This is a genomic window from Saccharopolyspora gloriosae (genome assembly GCF_014203325.1).
GTDB classification, from domain to species: Bacteria; Actinomycetota; Actinomycetes; order Mycobacteriales; family Pseudonocardiaceae; genus Saccharopolyspora_C; species Saccharopolyspora_C gloriosae.
On the sequence record NZ_JACHIV010000001.1, the window covers coordinates 5,499,698 to 5,516,865 of the forward strand.

Below are 17,168 nucleotides of genomic sequence, written 5' to 3' on the forward strand. Positions count from 1 at the left end.
ATCGGACACCTCCCCCAGCTGATCCGTTCGATGCTGGATCTCGACGAGCCGAGCGGCGCCGATCCGGCGCGGCGCCCGGCCGAGGCAGGAAGGACACGTCATGTCGACCGGTACCAGCTCCACAGTGCGACGCACCAAGCAGCTGCCGCCGTACCGCGCGGTGTTCGCCGTGGACACCAAGGACTTCAGCAACAGTCCCAGCGCGCACCAGGAACAGCTCAGCCAGGACATCCCCGCACTGCTGGAAAAAGCCCTGGCAAGCTGCGAACTGTCCCGGCTGTGGGACCAGCGGGTGTTCGGCACGTCCACCGGCGACGGCTACTACTTCGGCGTCGACGCCACCGACGTGCCCTTCCTCGTCGACCCGTTCCTCACCGAACTCGACGAAGTCCTCCAAGAACACGACGAGGAAGTGCGCCGCCGCGACCGCGACCTGCGCCTGCGGCTGCGCGCCAGCATCCACCTCGGCCCCATCCCCGACAGCGGACTGTCCACCGCGATGAACGAAACCCACCGCCTGCTCGACTCCGCGCCCGTCCGCAAGATCCTCGACGAGTCCGACCCGGATTCCACCTTCCTCGCCGCGATCCTCTCCGAACGCGTCTTCACCGACGTCATCCGCGGCGCCTACGTCAAACTCCGCCCCGCCCGCTTCGCCGAACGCGCCGTCAAGGTCAAGAGCTACGAAGACGTCGGCTACCTCTACACCCCCACCGCCTCGATCAACCCCGACCGGCTCGACGGGGTCGACGCCGCCCCGGTCGACGCCGCGCAGCTCCAGAAGGACCAGCAGAAAGCACCGGAACCGCCAGCCCAGTCGTCGGTCACCAACACGGTGCACAACACGGTGCACAACGAGTTCTCCGGCTCCAGCAGCGGTTCCGTGCTGCAGGTGGGACAGGCGCGGGACATCAACGGCTTCAACGGGCAGAGCTGAACGAACGTGCGGGAACGGCGCCCGGTCCTGCACGAAGGGGGTGCAGGACCGGGCCCGAGGAACCGCGGAGGGGACGGTTCCTCGGACCGGCGGCCTCGTTCGCCTTCTGGGGATAGGCGAACGGGGCCGCCGTGCGCGTTCGCGCCGCGACACGCCTGGCATCACCCGGACGGTGCCCCCGTCCGGAGGCGCACGCAGCGCGGTGCACGCCCCTGACCTGGATCTCCGCGCCAGTCCCGGCGAACCGGGGACAGGCGGGGGCGAGGGCCGTCACAATCGGGTGTCGGAGGGCTCGCCACGAGTCGATCTGCGGTGGACAATCACTGCCAAGTGATCATCACCGACCCGATGGCCAGGAGGCACAAGTGCAGATACCGGGGCCCGACACCCGCGTGGTCGAGCTGCGGGTGCACGGCATCCTCGGGACCACCGGGGATGCGCTGACCGACTCGGTGGCCTCGGTCGACGTCGCGGGTGACGGGGTGGGGCGCATCGTCCGGCCCGCGGACCGGCTGCGCCGCCCGGTGCCCGGTCCGATGCTCACCGCCGGCGACCGCACGGTGCCACGGATCGTCGAGGGCTACGTCTGGGGCGGGATGACCTCCGGCGGCTGGGCGAAGGCCAGCTGGGCGCTGATGTTCCCGTTCGCGCTGAGCAACGTCGCGCACTGGATGCTGCCCCCGCCCAAGCCCGGGAGCGCCGTCGGCGGCGCGCTCTCGCACGTGCTGCGGGCGCTGCTGCGGGTGAGCGCGCTGCTGCTGACGATGCTGTTCGTCGCGCAGCTCGCGGTGGTGCTGCTGGATCTGCTCGCGGCGCAGTGCCTGCGGCCCGGAGCGCAATGCCTGACCTACGTGCCGGAGTCGCTGCGCGCCGTTCCCGCGGTGCGCGCGGTGCCCGCGGCGCTGCTGCTCGGGCTGATCGTCCTGCTGATGCACCGGCTCTCCAGCGTGTCCTGGAAGGTCTCCGGGGCGTGGAAGCCGCTCGGGGGCCGCGGCGACAACTCCCGGCACTCGGCGCGGGCCGCGGTGCTGCCGGGCGCCAACGTCGTCGCCGACCCGGACACCCCCGCGCTGCGCGCGCTGCACGTCGTCGGGGCGCTGTCGGTGATCTCGGTGCTGGCGCTGGGCGGACCGCTGACGCCGAGCGCCGATCCGCGCTGGCTGCTGGCCGAATTGCTGCTGGTGGTCTCCCTCGGCGGCACCCTGCTGCTCGACGACCCGAGCGGCATGGGTTCGGGCCCGGTCGCCGCGGTGGTGCGCGGCCTGCTGAGCCGCGCCGCTCGCCGGATCGTCGTGGCCGCCGCGGGAGTGCTGCTGTTCTCGGTGGCGATCCTGCCGGGGCCGCTGAACGCTCCGCTGCCAGGTTCCGGCGCGACCGTGGACGTGATCACCGTCGGCCTGCTGCTGACCTGCGTGGGCGTGGCGGTGCTGCTGGTGCCCGCGGCGCTGCTGGCGCGGCCAGGCTGGTCCTCGGTGCCCCGCGATCTGCGCCCGTGGGCGGGCGGCTGGATGGCGGCTCCGGTGCTGATGCTGGCGTGCATGCTGGGCGCCGGGTTCGGCGCGGGCCTCGCGCTGACCCTGCGCCAGGCGCTGGGTGCGCCGGAATTCCTGCGGCTGCCCGCCGCCTACGACGACGTGGCGTTGTTCTGGGGCAGCGCCGCCGTGCTGTTGGCCGTGGGCGGCGCCGGTCTGGGCTGCTGGATGCTGATCAGGCGCTGGTTCCCCCACGGCACCGACGACGTGCCCGCACAGGTGGCGCTGCTGCACGCGGGCAGGCAGCAGGACCAGCGCAACGCGGCCGGGTCCTGGCGGATGGCCGACGTGCAGCGCCGCTACTCGCACCACGTGCTGCTGCTGGTGGCGGCGGTGCTCACCGCCAGCACCGTGCTGGCGCTGGGTCTGCGGGCGTGGAACTTCCCGCGCACCGAGTGGGCGGACTGGCTGCGCACCCTCGGCGTGCTGGCCCTGGGTCTGCTCGCGGCGGGGCTGCTGCGGATGGTGCAGCTGGCCGCGAAGGAACGCACCGCCGGTCGCTACCTGGGAATCCTGTGCGACCTCACGTTGTTCTGGCCGCGCGAGGCGCACCCGGTGGTGCCGCCGTGCTACGCGCTGAAGGTCGTCCCGGAACTGGCGGCCCGCGCCGCCGAGCACTTGGCGGAGCCGGACACCCGGGTCGTGCTGGTCGGGCACAGCCAGGGCAGCCTGCTGGCCGCGGTCGCCACGGCGCGGCTGCTGGAGTCGCTGCCGGAGGCCGATCGGGAACGGGTCGGCCTGGTCACCGCGGGTTCCCAGTTGCAGTGGGCGTATCCGCGGGCGTTCCCCGGTGTGGTGCCGCACCAGTCGCTGCGCGATCTGGCCGGGTCGCTCAGCGGGCGCTGGCGGTCGTTGTGCCGCGGTACCGACCCGCTCGGGGGCGCGGTGACCACGTGGAACCGGCAGGTCTTCGACGGGATGCTGATCGGCGTCGGGTTGCGCCCGGACGGTTCGCACGGTCCGCTGCCGCCCGCGACGCGGGGCCCGACGGGCGCGCTGGTGCTGGGCGGAGATCACTGGTTGCCCGATCCGCAGCGCGGACCGTTCTCGTTCCGCCGCTGGGTTCCGGGTGTGCTGGGGCATTCGGACTACAGCGGGGACCCGGAGTGGGACCGGGCGGTCGCGATGGCCGCCGGGTTGGAGATCCCGGTCCGGGGAGCCACGTTGCCGCTGCGCACGCCCGCGGCGACGGCGGTGGCGCAGGCCTCCGATCCGCTCGGCGCGCTGAGCGAGCCGCGCCGCACCGGTGAGGCCGAGGAGGCCCGCCGCGGTGGCACCGAGTCCACCGCGGGCGCGGCATCGGCGGACGAGCCGGCCTCGGGCGAGGACGCGACCGTGACGGACCTGCTGGGCTGGGACCCCGACGAGGCCGCCGAGTCGGACGAGGCCGCGGCCTCCGCCGCCGGCGAAGCAGCCGACGAGGAACCCCCCTCCCGCTCGGCGCTCCCGGAGCTCACCGACCCGCGAGGCCGAGTCGCCCCCTGGGAACGCGGCAACGCCCTACGCGCCGCAGACCGCTGACCCCCGGTCCGTCCAGGCCCGCGGAGAACCGCTCCCCCGGACCGAGCCACGCCCGGCACCTGCTCAGCCTTCACACCAAGCCCGGCCGAAGACCACACCACACGGCCGGACTCCCTACGTTGAGCAGCGAAGCCGTGCCCTGCGGCGAAGCCGTGCAGTCGGGCTGCGGAGCAAGCCTGCCTTGCGGCCGTAGGCCGTGCCTGTATTCGCGCAGCGAATAGCCCACGTCAAGAAGCCGCCCGCCGGCGGGTTCTCAGCGGCTTCCTCGCGAGGACAGCTTTTTCCCTCGTGGGAGCCACCCGGGAAAAAGATCCCGCAGCGAGGAAGCAGCTGAGGTTCCGCCACCCGACCACCGAAACCAAAACGCCCCGCTCCCCAAACCAGGGAAGCGGGGCGTTCGGGCGGTTGTTTAGACGGAGCCGCCGGAGGCGACGTCGCGCTGCTGCTGGCCGAGGCGGGAGTGGTTGCGGCTGTAGAGGAAGTACACCACCACACCCGCGATCATCCACACGATGAACCGGACCCAGGTCAGGGCGGTCAGGTTCAGCATCAGCCAGATGCACGCGATGATCGCGAGGATCGGGATCAGCGGCACCAGCGGCGCCTTGAACCCGCGCGGCAGGTCCGGCCGCGACCGCCGCAGGATGATCACACCGGCCGAGACCAGGATGAACGCGAACAGCGTGCCGACGTTGACCATCTCTTCCAGCTTGTCCGCCGGGAAGAACGCCGCGGCGAGCGCCACGACCCCGCCGACGATCAGCGTCGCGCGCACCGGGGTGCCGTTCTCGCTGTTGGTCTTGGCGAGCGAGCGCGGCAGCAGGCCGTCGCGGGACATCGCGAACAGGATGCGCACCTGGCCGAGGAACATGACCATGACGACCGTCGTGAGCCCGGCCAGCGCGCCGACCGTGATGACCCCGGCCGCCCAGGTGATGCCGTTGAGCTGGAACGCGGTGGCCAGCGTGGCCTTCTCCCCGTCCGGGGTGGTGCCCAGCTGCTTGTAGTTGACCATGCCGGTCACCACGACGGCGACGGCCACGTACAGCACGGTGACGATCGCCAGCGAGCCGAAGATGCCGCGCGGCGCGTCGCGCTGCGGGTTGCGGGTCTCTTCGGCGGTGGTGGCGACGACGTCGAAGCCGATGAACGCGAAGAACACCAGCGAGGCACCGGCGAGCAGGCCGAACACGCCGAAGCTGCTCGTCTCGCCGCCCAGCAGCAGCGACAGCAGCGACTGGTCGAGCTTGGAGGCGTCCTCCGCACCGGACTCGGCCGGCGGGATGAACGGCTTGTAGTTGTCGGCGTTGATGTAGGACAGGCCCACCACGACGACGAGCAGCACCACGAACACCTTGATGGCGCTGATGACGAGGCTGACGCGCGCCGAGAGCTTGGTGCCGACCGCGAGCACGGTGGTCAGCGCGCCGATCAGCAGCAGAGCGCCCCAGTCGAACTGCAGCGGCCCGAGTTCGAACTTGGTGGGCACGCCGCTGATCCCGACGAGTTCGAGCACCTGCTGCAGGTAGCTCGACCAGCCCTTGCTCACCGCGGCGGCGGCGACGGCGAACTCCAGGATCAGGTCCCAGCCGATGATCCAGGCGATGAACTCGCCGAAGGTCGCGTACGAATACGTGTAAGCGCTGCCCGCGACCGGAACGGTCGAGGCGAACTCCGCGTAGCAGACCGCGGCGAGGCCACAGGCGATCGCCGCGATGACGAAGGACAACGACACCGACGGCCCCGTCGTGTCGCCGGCCGTGGAGGCGGCGAGCGTGAAGATGCCTGCGCCGATGACGACCGAGACGCCGAAGACCATCAGGTCCCAGGCACCGAGGTTCTTCCGGAGCTTCGTGTCCGGCTCATCGGTATCTTTGATCGATTGCTCGACCGACTTTGTTCGCCACAGCCCGGTCCCTGGCACTGTCGCCCTCCTCTTCCAACCCGAATGGTGGAACGCACCCTAGCGGGGGAGTGTTGCACCGGATTCGCTGGAAAACAGTGTGGCCGGAGCAATTCGTTAATGCTCTGTGACCGCTCCGTCCACCCGGCGGACATCGTGATCCTCCGAATGCATCGGATCGATCACCGTCCGTGCACATAGCACGTGTCACCGCAGGTAGAAGGCCCGCTAACAAGACAATTTCCCGGTTTTCCCCAGATCATCGGGAAAGCCTGCACAAGCGGATAAATCGCCGAAGATTCAATCCTGTCCCGGGACCGCGGGCGCGTTCTCCTCGGCCGGGTCCACGCCCCGGTCCAGGTCGGGTTCGAGGTAGATCAGCCGGGCCGCGGGGACCTTCGCCCGGACCCTGGCCTCCGCGTCGTCGATCGCTTCGGCCACCTCGGCGGCGGTGATCGACGGGGCCAGTCCGATCTTCGCCGCGATCAGCAGCTCGTCCGGGCCGAGGTACTGGGTGCGGATGTGGATGACCTTCTGCACCTTGCCGCCGCGCAGCTCGCCCACGATGTCGTCGAGCACCGACCGGGTCGCGCCCTCACCGATGAGCAGGCTCTTCGTCTCGACGATGAGCACGACCGCGATGACGCCCAGCAGCACGCCGATGCACGCGGTGCCGATGCCGTCGAACACCGGGTCACCGGTGAGCACCGACAGTCCGACGCCGCCGAGCGCGAGCACCAGGCCCAGCAGCGCCCCCGCGTCCTCCAGCAGCACCACCGGCAGCTCCGGCGTCTTGGCCTGGCGGATGAACTGCCACCAGCCGAGCCCGCCCTTGATGGTGCGCGACTCCTTGATGGCGGTCGCGAAGCTGTAGGACTCCAGCGCGATGGCGACCACCAGGATCACCACGGCCACCAGCGGCGAGGTCAGCTGCTCGGGGTGCTGGATCTTGTGGATGCCCTCGTAGAGCGCGAACACCGACCCCAGGCTGAACAGCAGCAGCGCCACGACGAACGAGTAGAAGTAGCGGTCCCGCCCGTAGCCGAACGGGTGCTCCTCGGTGGGCTTGCGCACCGAGGTCTTCTGGCCGAGCAGCAGCAGCCCCTGGTTGGAGGTGTCTGCGACCGAGTGCACGGACTCCGCGAGCATCGACGAGGACCCGGTGAACAGGAACCCGCCGAACTTGGCCACCGCGATGCCCGCGTTCGCGGTCAGAGCCGCCAGGATCGCCTTGGTACCGCCGCCTGCTGACACGATGTCGCTCCCGAGTCCGATGGTCGAAAAGTCCTCGGGGAATGTACCGGCATGATCGGCCCGCTCAGGGCGATACCGGACAACTCGCGACCACCGGCGGCGCGATCATCGCGCCCGAGCGGCGGCTACGCCCCCGCGGCGGCGCGGAACAACTGCGCCGTCCCGTCCTGGCACGCCGGGTGGGCCAGCACCGCCGGATCGGACGCCGCCAGCCACACCGACTGGCCCTTCACCACGTCCAGCTCCACCCGCTGCCCACCGGGGCCCTCCGTGGACAACCGCACGCCGCCCTTGGTGCACAGCAGGATCTGCGGGCCGTGCGAGTCGAGCCGCACCGCCGTCGAGTTCGCGGGCGACCAGTCCACCCTGGAGAGCCGGAACTCCTCCGCGGGCGTCTGGTAGACGGTGAGGTTCCCGTCCAGCGACTCCCCCTTGTGCACCCGCATGTCGGCGCAGGTGAAGTCCAGCACCCGCAGCAGCTCGGGCACGTCCACGTGCTTCGGGGTGAGCCCGCAGCGCAGGATGTTGTCGGAGTTCGCGAGGATCTCCACCCCGGTGCCCTGCAGGTAGGCGTGCAGGTTGCCCGCGGGCAGGTAGATCGCCTCGCCCGGCTGCAGCACCAGCCGGTTCAGCAGCAGGCTCGCCAGCACCCCCGCGTCGTTCGGGTAGGCCTCCCCCAGCTCCAGCACGGTGCGGCACTCCAGCGCGAACTCGCCGTGCTCGCGCACGTGGCGCACGCACGCGTCCAGCAGCTCCGGCAGCAGGTCGCGCAGGTAGTGCTGCGGCAGCGTGATCCACGTCGTGAACAGCGCCCGCAACCCGTCCGCGTCCGGTTGCGCCGCCAGCAGCCCGGTGTGCGGGCGCAGGCTCGGCACGTCCAGCTCCCCCAGCAGCCGCACCGTGCGGTGCGCCTCGCGGAAACCGGCCAGCGCGTGGAACTCGGTGAGCGCGCAGACCAGCTCCGGTTTCGCCGTGGGATCCGGGTAGTTGCGGTTCGGCGCGTTGCGCGGGATGCCCGCGCGCTCCTCCCGCGCGAAGCCCTCCGCGGCCTGCTCCGCCGACGGGTGCGCCTGCAGGCTCAGCGGCTCGTTCGCGGCGAGCACCTTGAGCAGGAACGGCAACCGGCTGCCCCAGCGCTCGGTGCACACCGGACCCAGGTGGTGCGCCGGGTCGGCGTCGAGCAGGTGCAGCAACGACTCCTCGGACCCGTCCGGGCGCACCAGCTTCGACGGGTCGCCGGGGTGCGCGCCCATCCACAGCTCGGCCTCGGGGTGCGGAGTGGGAACCGGCCGGCCGAGCAGATCCGCGATAGCGGTACGCGAGCCCCACGCGTAGGGGCGCACCGCGTTCCGCAGTAACTCCACAGTCCTTCTCGCTCTCTTCACCGCTGGTCAGGCATGCCGCTGCGGCGTGCCGGGCTCACCGCGCACGCCACGACGCCTACCTCGGCGTCAGCTTCGACCAGCATCGTCGGCGTCGGCCCTGGACCAGGACATCGCCTCTCCGCCACCAGTGCATCAGGGGCGCCCCTGGTAATTGCCCAAGGTTTTCGCCCCGCCCGTTCAGCGCACGGCCAGTGCCTGCCTGCCCGGACCTCCGAGCGTGCCCGCCGCGAGGCCCAGGTAGACCGCGGCGAGATCGAACCGCAATGCGAGCAGCGCCACCCGCAGCACCGCGTCCGCGTGGGCCGACTCGCCGGGAACGATCAGGTCGGCGCTCGGCAGCGACGCGGTCGCGGCGCGTTCCTCGTTCTCGGCGCGCGCGTCGTGCCGGGTGCCGATCAGGAAGACCCGCGGTGTCGTGCCCTGGTCCAGGTCGGGGTCGGCGAACAGGTCCGAGCCGGATTCGCGCACCGAGCGGTACAGGGCGTGCCGGGTCGTCGCCTGCGCGTGGTTCGTGACGTCGCAGGCCAGCCCCGCGTGCACGCCGAGCGCGTACGCGCCGTGGCCCGCGACGGCGGTGGCCAGCCGGTCCACGCCCCACAGCAGCGGTTCGTGGTCGGCCAGCCGCAGCGCCAACGCCTTCGCCGGGTTCATCAGCGGTTCCTGGCCGGGGTGCGCGCGTTCCGCCTCCCGGTCCAGCTCGTCGGCGAGCTGATCGGTGTCGCAGCGGGTGAGCCCCAGCGCGACGAGCACGCTGAGCCCCACGGTGAACACGTGCGCGAAGGTCAGCTCGTCGGGCACCGGGATGCGCGGGGCCACGACCTTCGCGCGGCCCGCGCCGGACGCGGCCACCGGCCCGTCCTCGGGCACGGCCAGCACCACCGAGGCGCCCCGCCGGGTCGCGGTGGCCACGCCGTCGGCGAGCACCGGGTCCCCCGGGTCGGGAGTGTGCGCGAAGACCACGTCCAGCGGTCCGACCCACACCGGGACGGTCTCCGCCACGATCACCGGGACGGGGCACGACGGCCCGGCCAGCGCGGCGAGCACCTCGCACACCCCCGGGCCGAGACCGGGCCGCGAGACCAGCACCAGCGAGCGCGGCCTGCCGTCGGCGAGGTCGTCGAACCCGGCGTCCCGCACGTTCTCCGCGGCCGCGCGCACCTGCGCGCCCGCGAGCGCGGCCGACCGCAACAGCCCGCGCGAATCGGCTTCGGTGAGCCGGTCAGGGTCGTCGAAGAGGCTGTCGTCGAGCACCGGAGGTCACCTCTCCCCGGTCGCGCCAGGATCGTCGGGGCCGCCGACGGCCTCCTCCAGCAGCAGCACCGGAATCCCGTCCCGGACGGGATAGCCGCGGCCGCACGAAGTGCACGTCAAGAACTCGTCCTGCGCGGCACCGGCGTCCGCGGCGCGCAACGCGCCGTGGTCCGGCGCCGGGCAGGCGAGGATCTCCAGCAATGTCGGTTCCAGAGCCACGGCCACGTTCCCTCCTGAGTCCACACCCGGTCCACGCCCAGCGGGCGGCATCACGCGTTCAGCCCCGCACCACTGCGAGCACCTCGTCGCGCAACGCGGCGACCGCGGTGGCGTCCGGCGCCTCCACGTTCAACCGCAGCAGCGGCTCGGTGTTCGAGGGCCGCAGGTTGAACCAGGAACCGTCCGACAGCTCCACGGTAAGCCCGTCGAGCTCGTCGATTCGAGAGCCCGGACGGTCCCGGTAGGTTTCGGCCACGGCGCGCATCCGCCCTGCCTGGTCGTCCACCGTCGAGTTGATCTCACCGGAGGCGGCGTAGCGGGAGTACTCGGCCATCAGTCCGGACAGCGGACCGGCCTGGCCGCCCAGCGCGGCCAGCACGTGCAGCGCGGCCAGCATGCCGGAGTCGGCCTTCCAGAAGTCCCGGAAGTAGTAGTGCGCCGAGTGCTCGCCGCCGAAGATCGCCCCGGTCTCGGCCATCGTCTGCTTGATGAACGAGTGCCCGACGCGGGTGCGCACCGGCTTGCCGCCGCGCTCGGCGACGATCTCGGGCACGGCGTGCGACGTGATCAGGTTGTGGATCACCGTGGCGCCCGGTTCCTTAGCGAGCTCGCGGGCCGCGACCAGCGCGGTGATCGCGCTCGGCGCCACCGGGTCGGCGTTCTCGTCCACCACGAAGCAGCGGTCGGCATCGCCGTCGAAGGCCAGGCCCGCGTCCGCGCCGACCTCGCGCACCTTCGCCTGCAGGTCCACCAGGTTCGCCGGGTCCAGCGGATTCGCCTCGTGGTTGGGGAACGTGCCGTCCAGCTCGAAGTACATCGGCACCAGCTCGACCGGCAGGCCCTCGAACACGGTGGGCACGGTGTGCCCGGCCATGCCGTTGCCCGCGTCGACGACGACCTTCAGCGGCCGGATCTCCCGCAGGTCCACCAGATCGCGCAGGAAGCGCGCGTAGTCGGCGGCCATGTCGCGCTCGGAAACGGTGCCCTTCGCGCCCAGGAACTCCGGCACGCCGTGCGAGACGAGCTCCTGGATCTCGGACAGGCCGCTGTCCTGGCCGACCGGCGCCGCGCCCGACCGGCACAGCTTGATGCCGTTGTACTGCGCGGGATTGTGGCTGGCGGTGAACATGGCGCCCGGCAGCTCCAGCGTGCCGGAGGCGAAGTAGAGCAGGTCCGTGCTGGCCAGCCCGATGGAGATCACGTTCACGCCCTGGCCGGTGATGCCCTCGGCGAACGCGGCGGCGAGGCCAGGCGAGGAGTCGCGCATGTCGTGGCCGACGACGACGGCGGGACCGCCGACGAGCCTGGTGAACGCGGCGCCGATCTCCCGAACCACGTCGGCGTCGAGCTGCTCATCCACCACCCCGCGGATGTCGTACGCCTTGACGATCTCCGACAGGTCCCGCACGCTGCACATCCCTACGTAGTCCGGCCAACCTCGGTGCGGTCCGAGCCTACCGGCGATCGGTGATCTTGCGGAGAGCTCCCGACGGCCACGAGCGGCACGTCACGTTCCGCGCGCCGGCTCACTCGTCGCGGGGGTCGGGCAGCGCGCGCAGATGGCCGCGCCTGCCGCCGCCCACGGAGAAATCCGATGACTCCACCGGCAGGTCGGAACGCCCCGCCTCGCGGACCGCCTCGGCGAGCGCCGTCAAGTCGTCCACGGACCGGTCGGGCAACGCGAACTCGCCCTCGTAGCGGACGACCTCCCAGCCCTTCGGCACCGTGAGCCGCAGCGCGTGCTCTTCGCACAGGTCGTAGCTGTGGGGTTCCGCGTACGTGGCCAGCGGTCCGACCACCGCGGTGGAGTCCGCATAGGCATACGTAAGCGTCGCAACGGCCGGGTTGGTACACCCGGTCCGCGAGCACCGCCTCACGCTCCGCACGACTGGCACGATAGCGCCCTCCGTCCAGCCCGTGCCGGAGGCACGCGGAAACGTCCTCGCCCACCCTCCCCGGGCACGGCCGCCGCAAGCCGCTCACCGGGACGTTCGCACTGGTCGACGGGTTTGTTCGCGCTGCGCTGAAGTCGCGCCCGGCGATCCGGTGACACCGAGTGCTCGCATCCGGTGCCGCAAGGGGACCCGAACGGGCATCCCCGTGGGGAGCCCGAGGGCGTACCCTCAGCCCGTGGTGACCGCACGTGGATATCGCCGCCGCACGCTGGCCCGGCGGGATCGTCGAGGACGCGGCCTTCGCGGCCCCCTGTACCCGTCGTCGGTCCCGGTGGCGCGCAGCCGTTCGCAGCGGTTCGACGCGATCGTCCTGGAAGCCCTGGAACCGATCGAGCAGCGCTGGCACGCCGAGCTGACCGAGCTCGACGTGGCGGTCGACGAGGTCCCGGAGGTCCAGGTCACCGCTCCCGAAAAAGTCGTCTGGGACGACGACGTCGTCGTCGACGCGAACGTGCCGCTGGCACGCCTGGTGCCCGCCGGGGTCGACCGCCGCGGCCTGCCGACCCGCGCCCGCATCGTGCTGTACCGCCGCCCGCTGGAAGCCCGCGCCCGCGACGGCCAGGACATGGCCGACCTGCTCCACGACGTGCTCATCGAACAGGTGGCGACCTACCTAGGCCTAGATCCAGACGTAATCGAAGGCCAGTGACCCCGGCGGCTCGTTTTGCTCGTGTGGTCGGGTGGCGGAACCTCAGTGCCTTCCTCGCTGCGGGATCTTTTTCCCAAGTGGCTCCGCCACGAGGGAAAAAGCCGTCCTCGCGAGGAAGCCACTGAGAACCCGCGGGTTGTCACCTTTGTGACGTGGGCTATGCGCTGACGCGCATACAGGCACGGCCTTCGGCCGCGAGGCACGGCTTCGCCGTAGAAGGCCGTTGAGTTCTGGCATTCGCCCCTGCGCCAGGCCGAGCTCGAAGGCAGGTGCTGAGGGTCCGTCGTCCGGCCTGCTTCGTGGCGTGGATTGGGGGTGGCTTTGGTCAGTTCTTCGGGTCTGTTCGGCGGCGGGAGGGGAGGGCTCCGATGGCTGTGAACAGGATTGCGGCTGCTTGGAGGACCAGGAGGGCTGTGCGGGAGGAGTCTCCGTAGCCGATGCGGACCTCGCTGGCGGAGTCCGGCATCGGGACCGCGACCTGGTGGCCCCAGGCTTCGGCCAGCGGTGCCTCCTCGCCGTTGATCTCCGCGTGCCAGCCCGGCTCGTGCTCGGCGGCCAGCAGCAGCACCCGGCCGATGCCGCCGTCCGAGACCCGCACCGCCACCTCCGGCAGCGTCGCGGGCACGCGCAGCGGGCGGGCCTGCGGGGAAGGAACGCCCTCCAGCCTCGCCTGCCGGGCGAGGTCGGGGCCGAGCAGCTGGACCGGGCCGGCGGGCAGCAGCACCCGCAGCACCGGTGAGCCGTCGCCGAGCGTGCCGTGATCGGCGACCAGGTCACCGGCCGCCGTCCGCACCCGGTTCGCCGTCGCCTCGTCCGGCACCGCGACGTGGCCGACGCCGCGCGCCGCCGCGGCAGCGAGCGCGGTGCGCACCCGCTGCGGATCGCCGGAGAGCAGCTCCGCCTCCGCCTCCCGCAACCACCGCACCGCTCCCGGCACCGGAACGAGGTCGTCGTCGCCGAAGTGCGGAGCACGCCCCTCGACCACCCGTGCGGGCGCCGAACCCGGCTCGATCACCAGCAGGCCACCCGGGCCGTCGAGTTCCGCGACCAGCGCCGCGGTCCCGCCCGCCGGTTCACCGCGCAGCGGACCCCGCCCGGCGAGCACCGCGCTCACCCCGGTGACCAGCAGCGCTCCGGTCAGCGCTGCGGCGAGCGCCCGGCGCGGCACCTGCTCGGGCAACGGCCCCGACGCCAGCACCATCCACATCAGGCCCGCCGCGGCGACGATCAACGGCGCACCGGTTCCACCGGTGCTCGCCGGACCGCCGGCGAGGGGTTCCGCCGCGACGACGTCCACCACCACGGCCGCCGACCACCCGGCGACCGCCGTGACCGCCCCCGGCACCATCGCCCGGCTCGGCGCGAGGGCCACCGCCAGCAGCACCGCGAGCACCAGCAGCGCGCCCGCCCAGGTCGCGGGCGATCCGTCGGCGCTCAGCGCCGCCAGCCAACCGCCCGCGGGCACCTCGGAGAAGCGCGCGCCGAGGCCGTGCAGCAGCAGCTCCGGGTGCCGCAGCAGCACCACCGGCCACGGCAGCAGGCAGGCGATGGGCAGCAGCACCAGCGCCGCCAGGCCCGCCATCCGGCGCTGCGCCCGGCGCGCCTCCCCCGGCACCGCCACGAAACCGACCAGCGCCAGCAGGACCAGCAACGCCTGCACCAGCGGCGCGAACGCCCCGAGCACGGCCAGGCCGAGCGCCGTCGCGCACGCCGTGCCCAGCCAGTGCCGCGACTGGGCCAGCATCGCCAGCCGGGACAACCCGATCACCGAGGCGATGCCCGCCAGCAACGGCGGCACCAGGACGTGCGCCACGACGACGTCGAGACGCCCCTGCCCCGCCGAAGCCGTCGCCACCGGCAGCAACGCGTACGCACCCGCGGCCAGCGCCCGGTGCGCGGCGCGCATCGGCAACGACCGGGTCGCGGCGTAGGCGGTGAGCCCGGCCAGCGGAACGCCGAACAGCAGCAGCACCGCCACCACCGCGGGCGGTCCGCCCAGCGGCGCGAGGACCGTGCCCAGCATCGCGAGCACCAGCAGCGAAGCCGACGCGGGCGCGCCGGTACCGCCGTTCACGGGATGCCAGGAAGCGAGGTAGTCCCGCCAGGTCGTGCCCAGGTCCACGGCGGGCAGCAGCCTGCCGCCCTGCAGCTCCACGCCGAAGCGGGCGTGCTCGGCGACGAGCCCGTGCGCGATCAGCGCGAACGCGATCAGCGCGGCGGTCAGCACCACGGGCGGCGTGAGCAGCAGTTCCCGCAGCACGCGCCGCCGGTCCACCTGCACCAGCAGCAGCTGCCGGTCCGGTTCCGGCGCGTTCCGGGCGTCGCGGGGAACGGGTGAGGGGCGCGGCTTCGACTCCTCCACGGGCACCGCTTCGACGGGCACCACCACCGGGCCCGCGGGGCGGCGCAACCCGCCGACGCTGCGCCGGCGGCCACCGGGCTTGGCGAGCGCGCCCGCGGGGAGCGCGGCGGGTCCGACGGAACGGGGCACGGCCGAGTCGTCGATGGCGGTGACGCGGCCCGGCCCGAGCGCGCCCGGAGTGCGGCCGAGCACGACCTCGCGCCGCACCCGCTCCCGGACGAGTCCCGCGAACGCGGCTCTGATCCCGTTGCGCAAACGGGTCAACCGGCTGGTCAGCAGCCCGCGAACCTCGGACGGGGTCGGTGTGGTGGCGCGCCGCAGCGCGCGCGCCGAACGCAGGTCCATGCGACCGCCGACCAGCGCGGCCACCACCGCCGCCTCGGCCGACACGTCCCGGCGGCGCCACAGCAGGGCGTAGCCCGCGGCCCGCAGCAGCGACAGCGCCAGCAACCGCGGCACGCCCAGCAGGAACGACCAGAACGAGGCGTTGACCAGGAAGGTGCGCACACCACCGACCCGCTCGGCGGCCCGTAAGGAGCGCTGCTGCGCCGCGTCCGGAACCCGGTCCCCGCGGCGCAGATCACCGGCGTGGCGCATCCGGGCGCTGGGCACGCACAGCACCAGGTGCCCGTCGGAGTTGGCCCGCCAGCCGAAGTCGATGTCGTCGAAGCCCAGCGGCAGCGCCGCGTCGAAACCGTCGAGGCGTTCGAAGACGTCCCGCCGGATCAGCGCGCCGGCGGTGGACACCGCCAGCACCTCGGACACGGCCAGCAGGTCGGTGGTCCCGGGCCCGCTCGCGTCCTGGGAAGCGGCGATCTCGCCGGTGCCGTCGAGCTCGGCGTCGTCCTGCGCACCGGAGTCGTGCTCCGCTCCCCCGGTCTCGTCCGCTTCAGCTGCTTCGTCCGCTCCAGTCGCTTCGGCCGGATCGGCGGCGTCGCCGGGATCGGTGGAGTCCGCACCGGCTTCGGCGTCCTCAGGGGATGCGCTCGTGGTCGGCGAGCTCTGCCCGGAGAGCCCCCAGTCGAGTTCCGGATCGGCCTCGGCCGACCCGATCCCGGTCTGGCGATTGCCCGAGGCGTCCGTGGACAACCCGGCGTCGACCACCAGCCGCGGATCGTCCCAGTCGAGGCCCAACGGCCCCAGCACCGCGGCCGTCGAGTCCAGCTCGGCGACGCCGAGCAGTTGCCGCAGGCAGTCCGGGGCGGGCGCGGAGTCGTCGTGCAGCAGCCACAGCCACCGGCCCGGATCGCCCCACCGCGACACCGCGTGCTCCGCCGCGGCCGACACCGCGGCGCCGAAACCGGTGTCCGGCGGCAGTTCCAGCACCCCGTCGACCAGGTCCTCCGCCTCGGCCAGCAGCCGAGCGGTGTCGTCGGCGGAACCGGTGTCGACGGCGAGCAGGTGCCGCGGCCGGACGGTGAGCTCGCGCAGCGCGGCCAGCACCTCCGGCAACCTGCGGTCGCCGTCGTGGCACACCAGCACCGCCACTACCGGCGCGGTGTTCAAGCGCGGCGCGGTCCCGACCACTGTGTCCTCCCCTGCCGTGGTGCGATCACCGCACGACGGTAGTGGACCGAGGCCCGGCAGCTCAGAGCCTGTCTCACGAAGGCGCCTCGTGGAAGGGGCGATGCCGGTGATCCCGGTTGCGGCCGGGCCGATCAGGTCGGGCGCGGACGGGGAACGACCGGTGGGAGGCCGGGCCCGGCGAGGCGCCGGTCCGCGCTCGGACCGGCGGGGCCGGGCCCGGCCTCACACCGCCTGTCGCTTGAGGCGGCGGCGCTCCCGTTCGGACAGCCCGCCCCAGATCCCGAAGCGCTCGTCGTGTTCCAGCGCGTACTCCAGGCATTCCGGCCGCACCTCGCAGCCCGCGCAGATGCGTTTGGCCTCGCGAGTGGAGCCGCCCTTCTCCGGGAAGAACGCTTCCGGATCGGTTTGCGCGCACAATGCGCGTTCCTGCCACTCCTGTTCCGGCTCACCCAGTTCGAAGAGCTGGGCGAGCACATCGGCATCCGTGGTCTCGGATTCCTGCGGATCCCCCCATTGCATCAGGTTCCCCTGCTGCAGCGGATGACTCTGTTCCATCAAGCGGCCCTGTTCCATCAGGTGGGCTTGACCTGTCTCCCACATTGGTCCTCCCCCGATCGCTCCCGTTCCCCGCGGTCCTCCCCAGGACCGTTCGGGATGCACTCCGGACGCGAGG

12 protein-coding genes are annotated in these 17,168 nt (G+C 72.4%); 3 read left to right on the plus strand and 9 right to left on the minus strand.

The window, feature by feature from the left end:
- Positions 1-100 precede the first annotated feature (100 nt).
- Together BJ969_RS23960 and BJ969_RS23965 are read left to right on the plus strand one after the other, a co-directional pair.
- A complete protein-coding gene (locus tag BJ969_RS23960; RefSeq protein ID WP_184482297.1) occupies positions 101-937 on the plus strand; it encodes a hypothetical protein in 837 nt (278 codons plus the stop codon).
- Positions 938-1,302: 365 nt separating this feature from the next.
- Positions 1,303-3,990 carry a hypothetical protein gene (locus tag BJ969_RS23965; protein WP_184482299.1) on the plus strand — a complete coding sequence of 896 codons (2,688 nt, stop codon included), beginning with the start codon at positions 1,303-1,305 and terminating at the stop codon, positions 3,988-3,990.
- Positions 3,991-4,399: 409 nt separating this feature from the next.
- Here the strand turns inward: BJ969_RS23965 and BJ969_RS23970 are convergent, their stop codons facing one another.
- The 7 genes from BJ969_RS23970 to BJ969_RS24000 form a co-directional block, all read right to left on the minus strand.
- On the minus strand, positions 4,400-5,914 hold the full coding sequence (locus BJ969_RS23970; protein WP_184482301.1) for an amino acid permease: 1,515 nt from the start codon (positions 5,912-5,914) through the stop codon (positions 4,400-4,402).
- A gap of 279 nt (positions 5,915-6,193) precedes the next feature.
- Positions 6,194-7,147: a cation diffusion facilitator family transporter gene (locus BJ969_RS23975; protein WP_184482303.1), complete on the minus strand. Its 954-nt coding sequence runs from the start codon at positions 7,145-7,147 to the stop codon at positions 6,194-6,196.
- A 125-nt stretch (positions 7,148-7,272) separates the two neighbouring features.
- Entirely contained in the window at positions 7,273-8,511 is a 1,239-nt protein-coding gene (manA, locus tag BJ969_RS23980; protein WP_184482305.1) for a mannose-6-phosphate isomerase, class I, read from the minus strand.
- Positions 8,512-8,709: 198 nt separating this feature from the next.
- On the minus strand, positions 8,710-9,783 hold the full coding sequence (locus tag BJ969_RS23985) for a hypothetical protein (protein WP_184482307.1): 1,074 nt from the start codon (positions 9,781-9,783) through the stop codon (positions 8,710-8,712).
- A 6-nt stretch (positions 9,784-9,789) separates the two neighbouring features.
- Positions 9,790-10,008 carry a Trm112 family protein gene (locus tag BJ969_RS23990; protein WP_184482309.1) on the minus strand — a complete coding sequence of 73 codons (219 nt, stop codon included), beginning with the start codon at positions 10,006-10,008 and terminating at the stop codon, positions 9,790-9,792.
- 52 nt (positions 10,009-10,060) lie between these two features.
- The gene (locus BJ969_RS23995; RefSeq protein WP_184482311.1) at positions 10,061-11,410 is read right to left on the minus strand and encodes a phosphomannomutase/phosphoglucomutase; all 1,350 of its coding nucleotides are present in this window, start codon (positions 11,408-11,410) and stop codon (positions 10,061-10,063) included.
- Positions 11,411-11,528: 118 nt separating this feature from the next.
- Positions 11,529-11,879: a DUF3499 family protein gene (locus BJ969_RS24000; protein ID WP_184485725.1), complete on the minus strand. Its 351-nt coding sequence runs from the start codon at positions 11,877-11,879 to the stop codon at positions 11,529-11,531.
- A 253-nt stretch (positions 11,880-12,132) separates the two neighbouring features.
- Here BJ969_RS24000 and BJ969_RS24005 point away from each other — a divergent pair, with 253 nt between their 5' ends.
- Positions 12,133-12,606, plus strand: a complete 474-nt coding sequence (locus BJ969_RS24005; protein ID WP_184482313.1) for a metallopeptidase family protein — start codon at positions 12,133-12,135, stop codon at positions 12,604-12,606.
- A gap of 325 nt (positions 12,607-12,931) precedes the next feature.
- Here the strand turns inward: BJ969_RS24005 and BJ969_RS30350 are convergent, their stop codons facing one another.
- Entirely contained in the window at positions 12,932-16,495 is a 3,564-nt protein-coding gene (locus BJ969_RS30350) for a glycosyltransferase (RefSeq protein ID WP_343071573.1), read from the minus strand.
- Between the two features lie 222 nt (positions 16,496-16,717).
- On the minus strand, positions 16,718-17,014 hold the full coding sequence (locus BJ969_RS24015) for a WhiB family transcriptional regulator (RefSeq protein ID WP_243795517.1): 297 nt from the start codon (positions 17,012-17,014) through the stop codon (positions 16,718-16,720).
- Positions 17,015-17,168: the final 154 nt, after the last annotated feature.

Bases quoted from the DNA above. Each gene is read 5' to 3' on its own strand.
- BJ969_RS23960 (WP_184482297.1), top strand. From the start codon at position 101: ATGTCGACCGGTACCAGCTCCACAGTGCGACGCACCAAGCAGCTGCCG.
- BJ969_RS24015 (WP_243795517.1), bottom strand. From the start codon at position 17,014: ATGCAATGGGGGGATCCGCAGGAATCCGAGACCACGGATGCCGATGTG.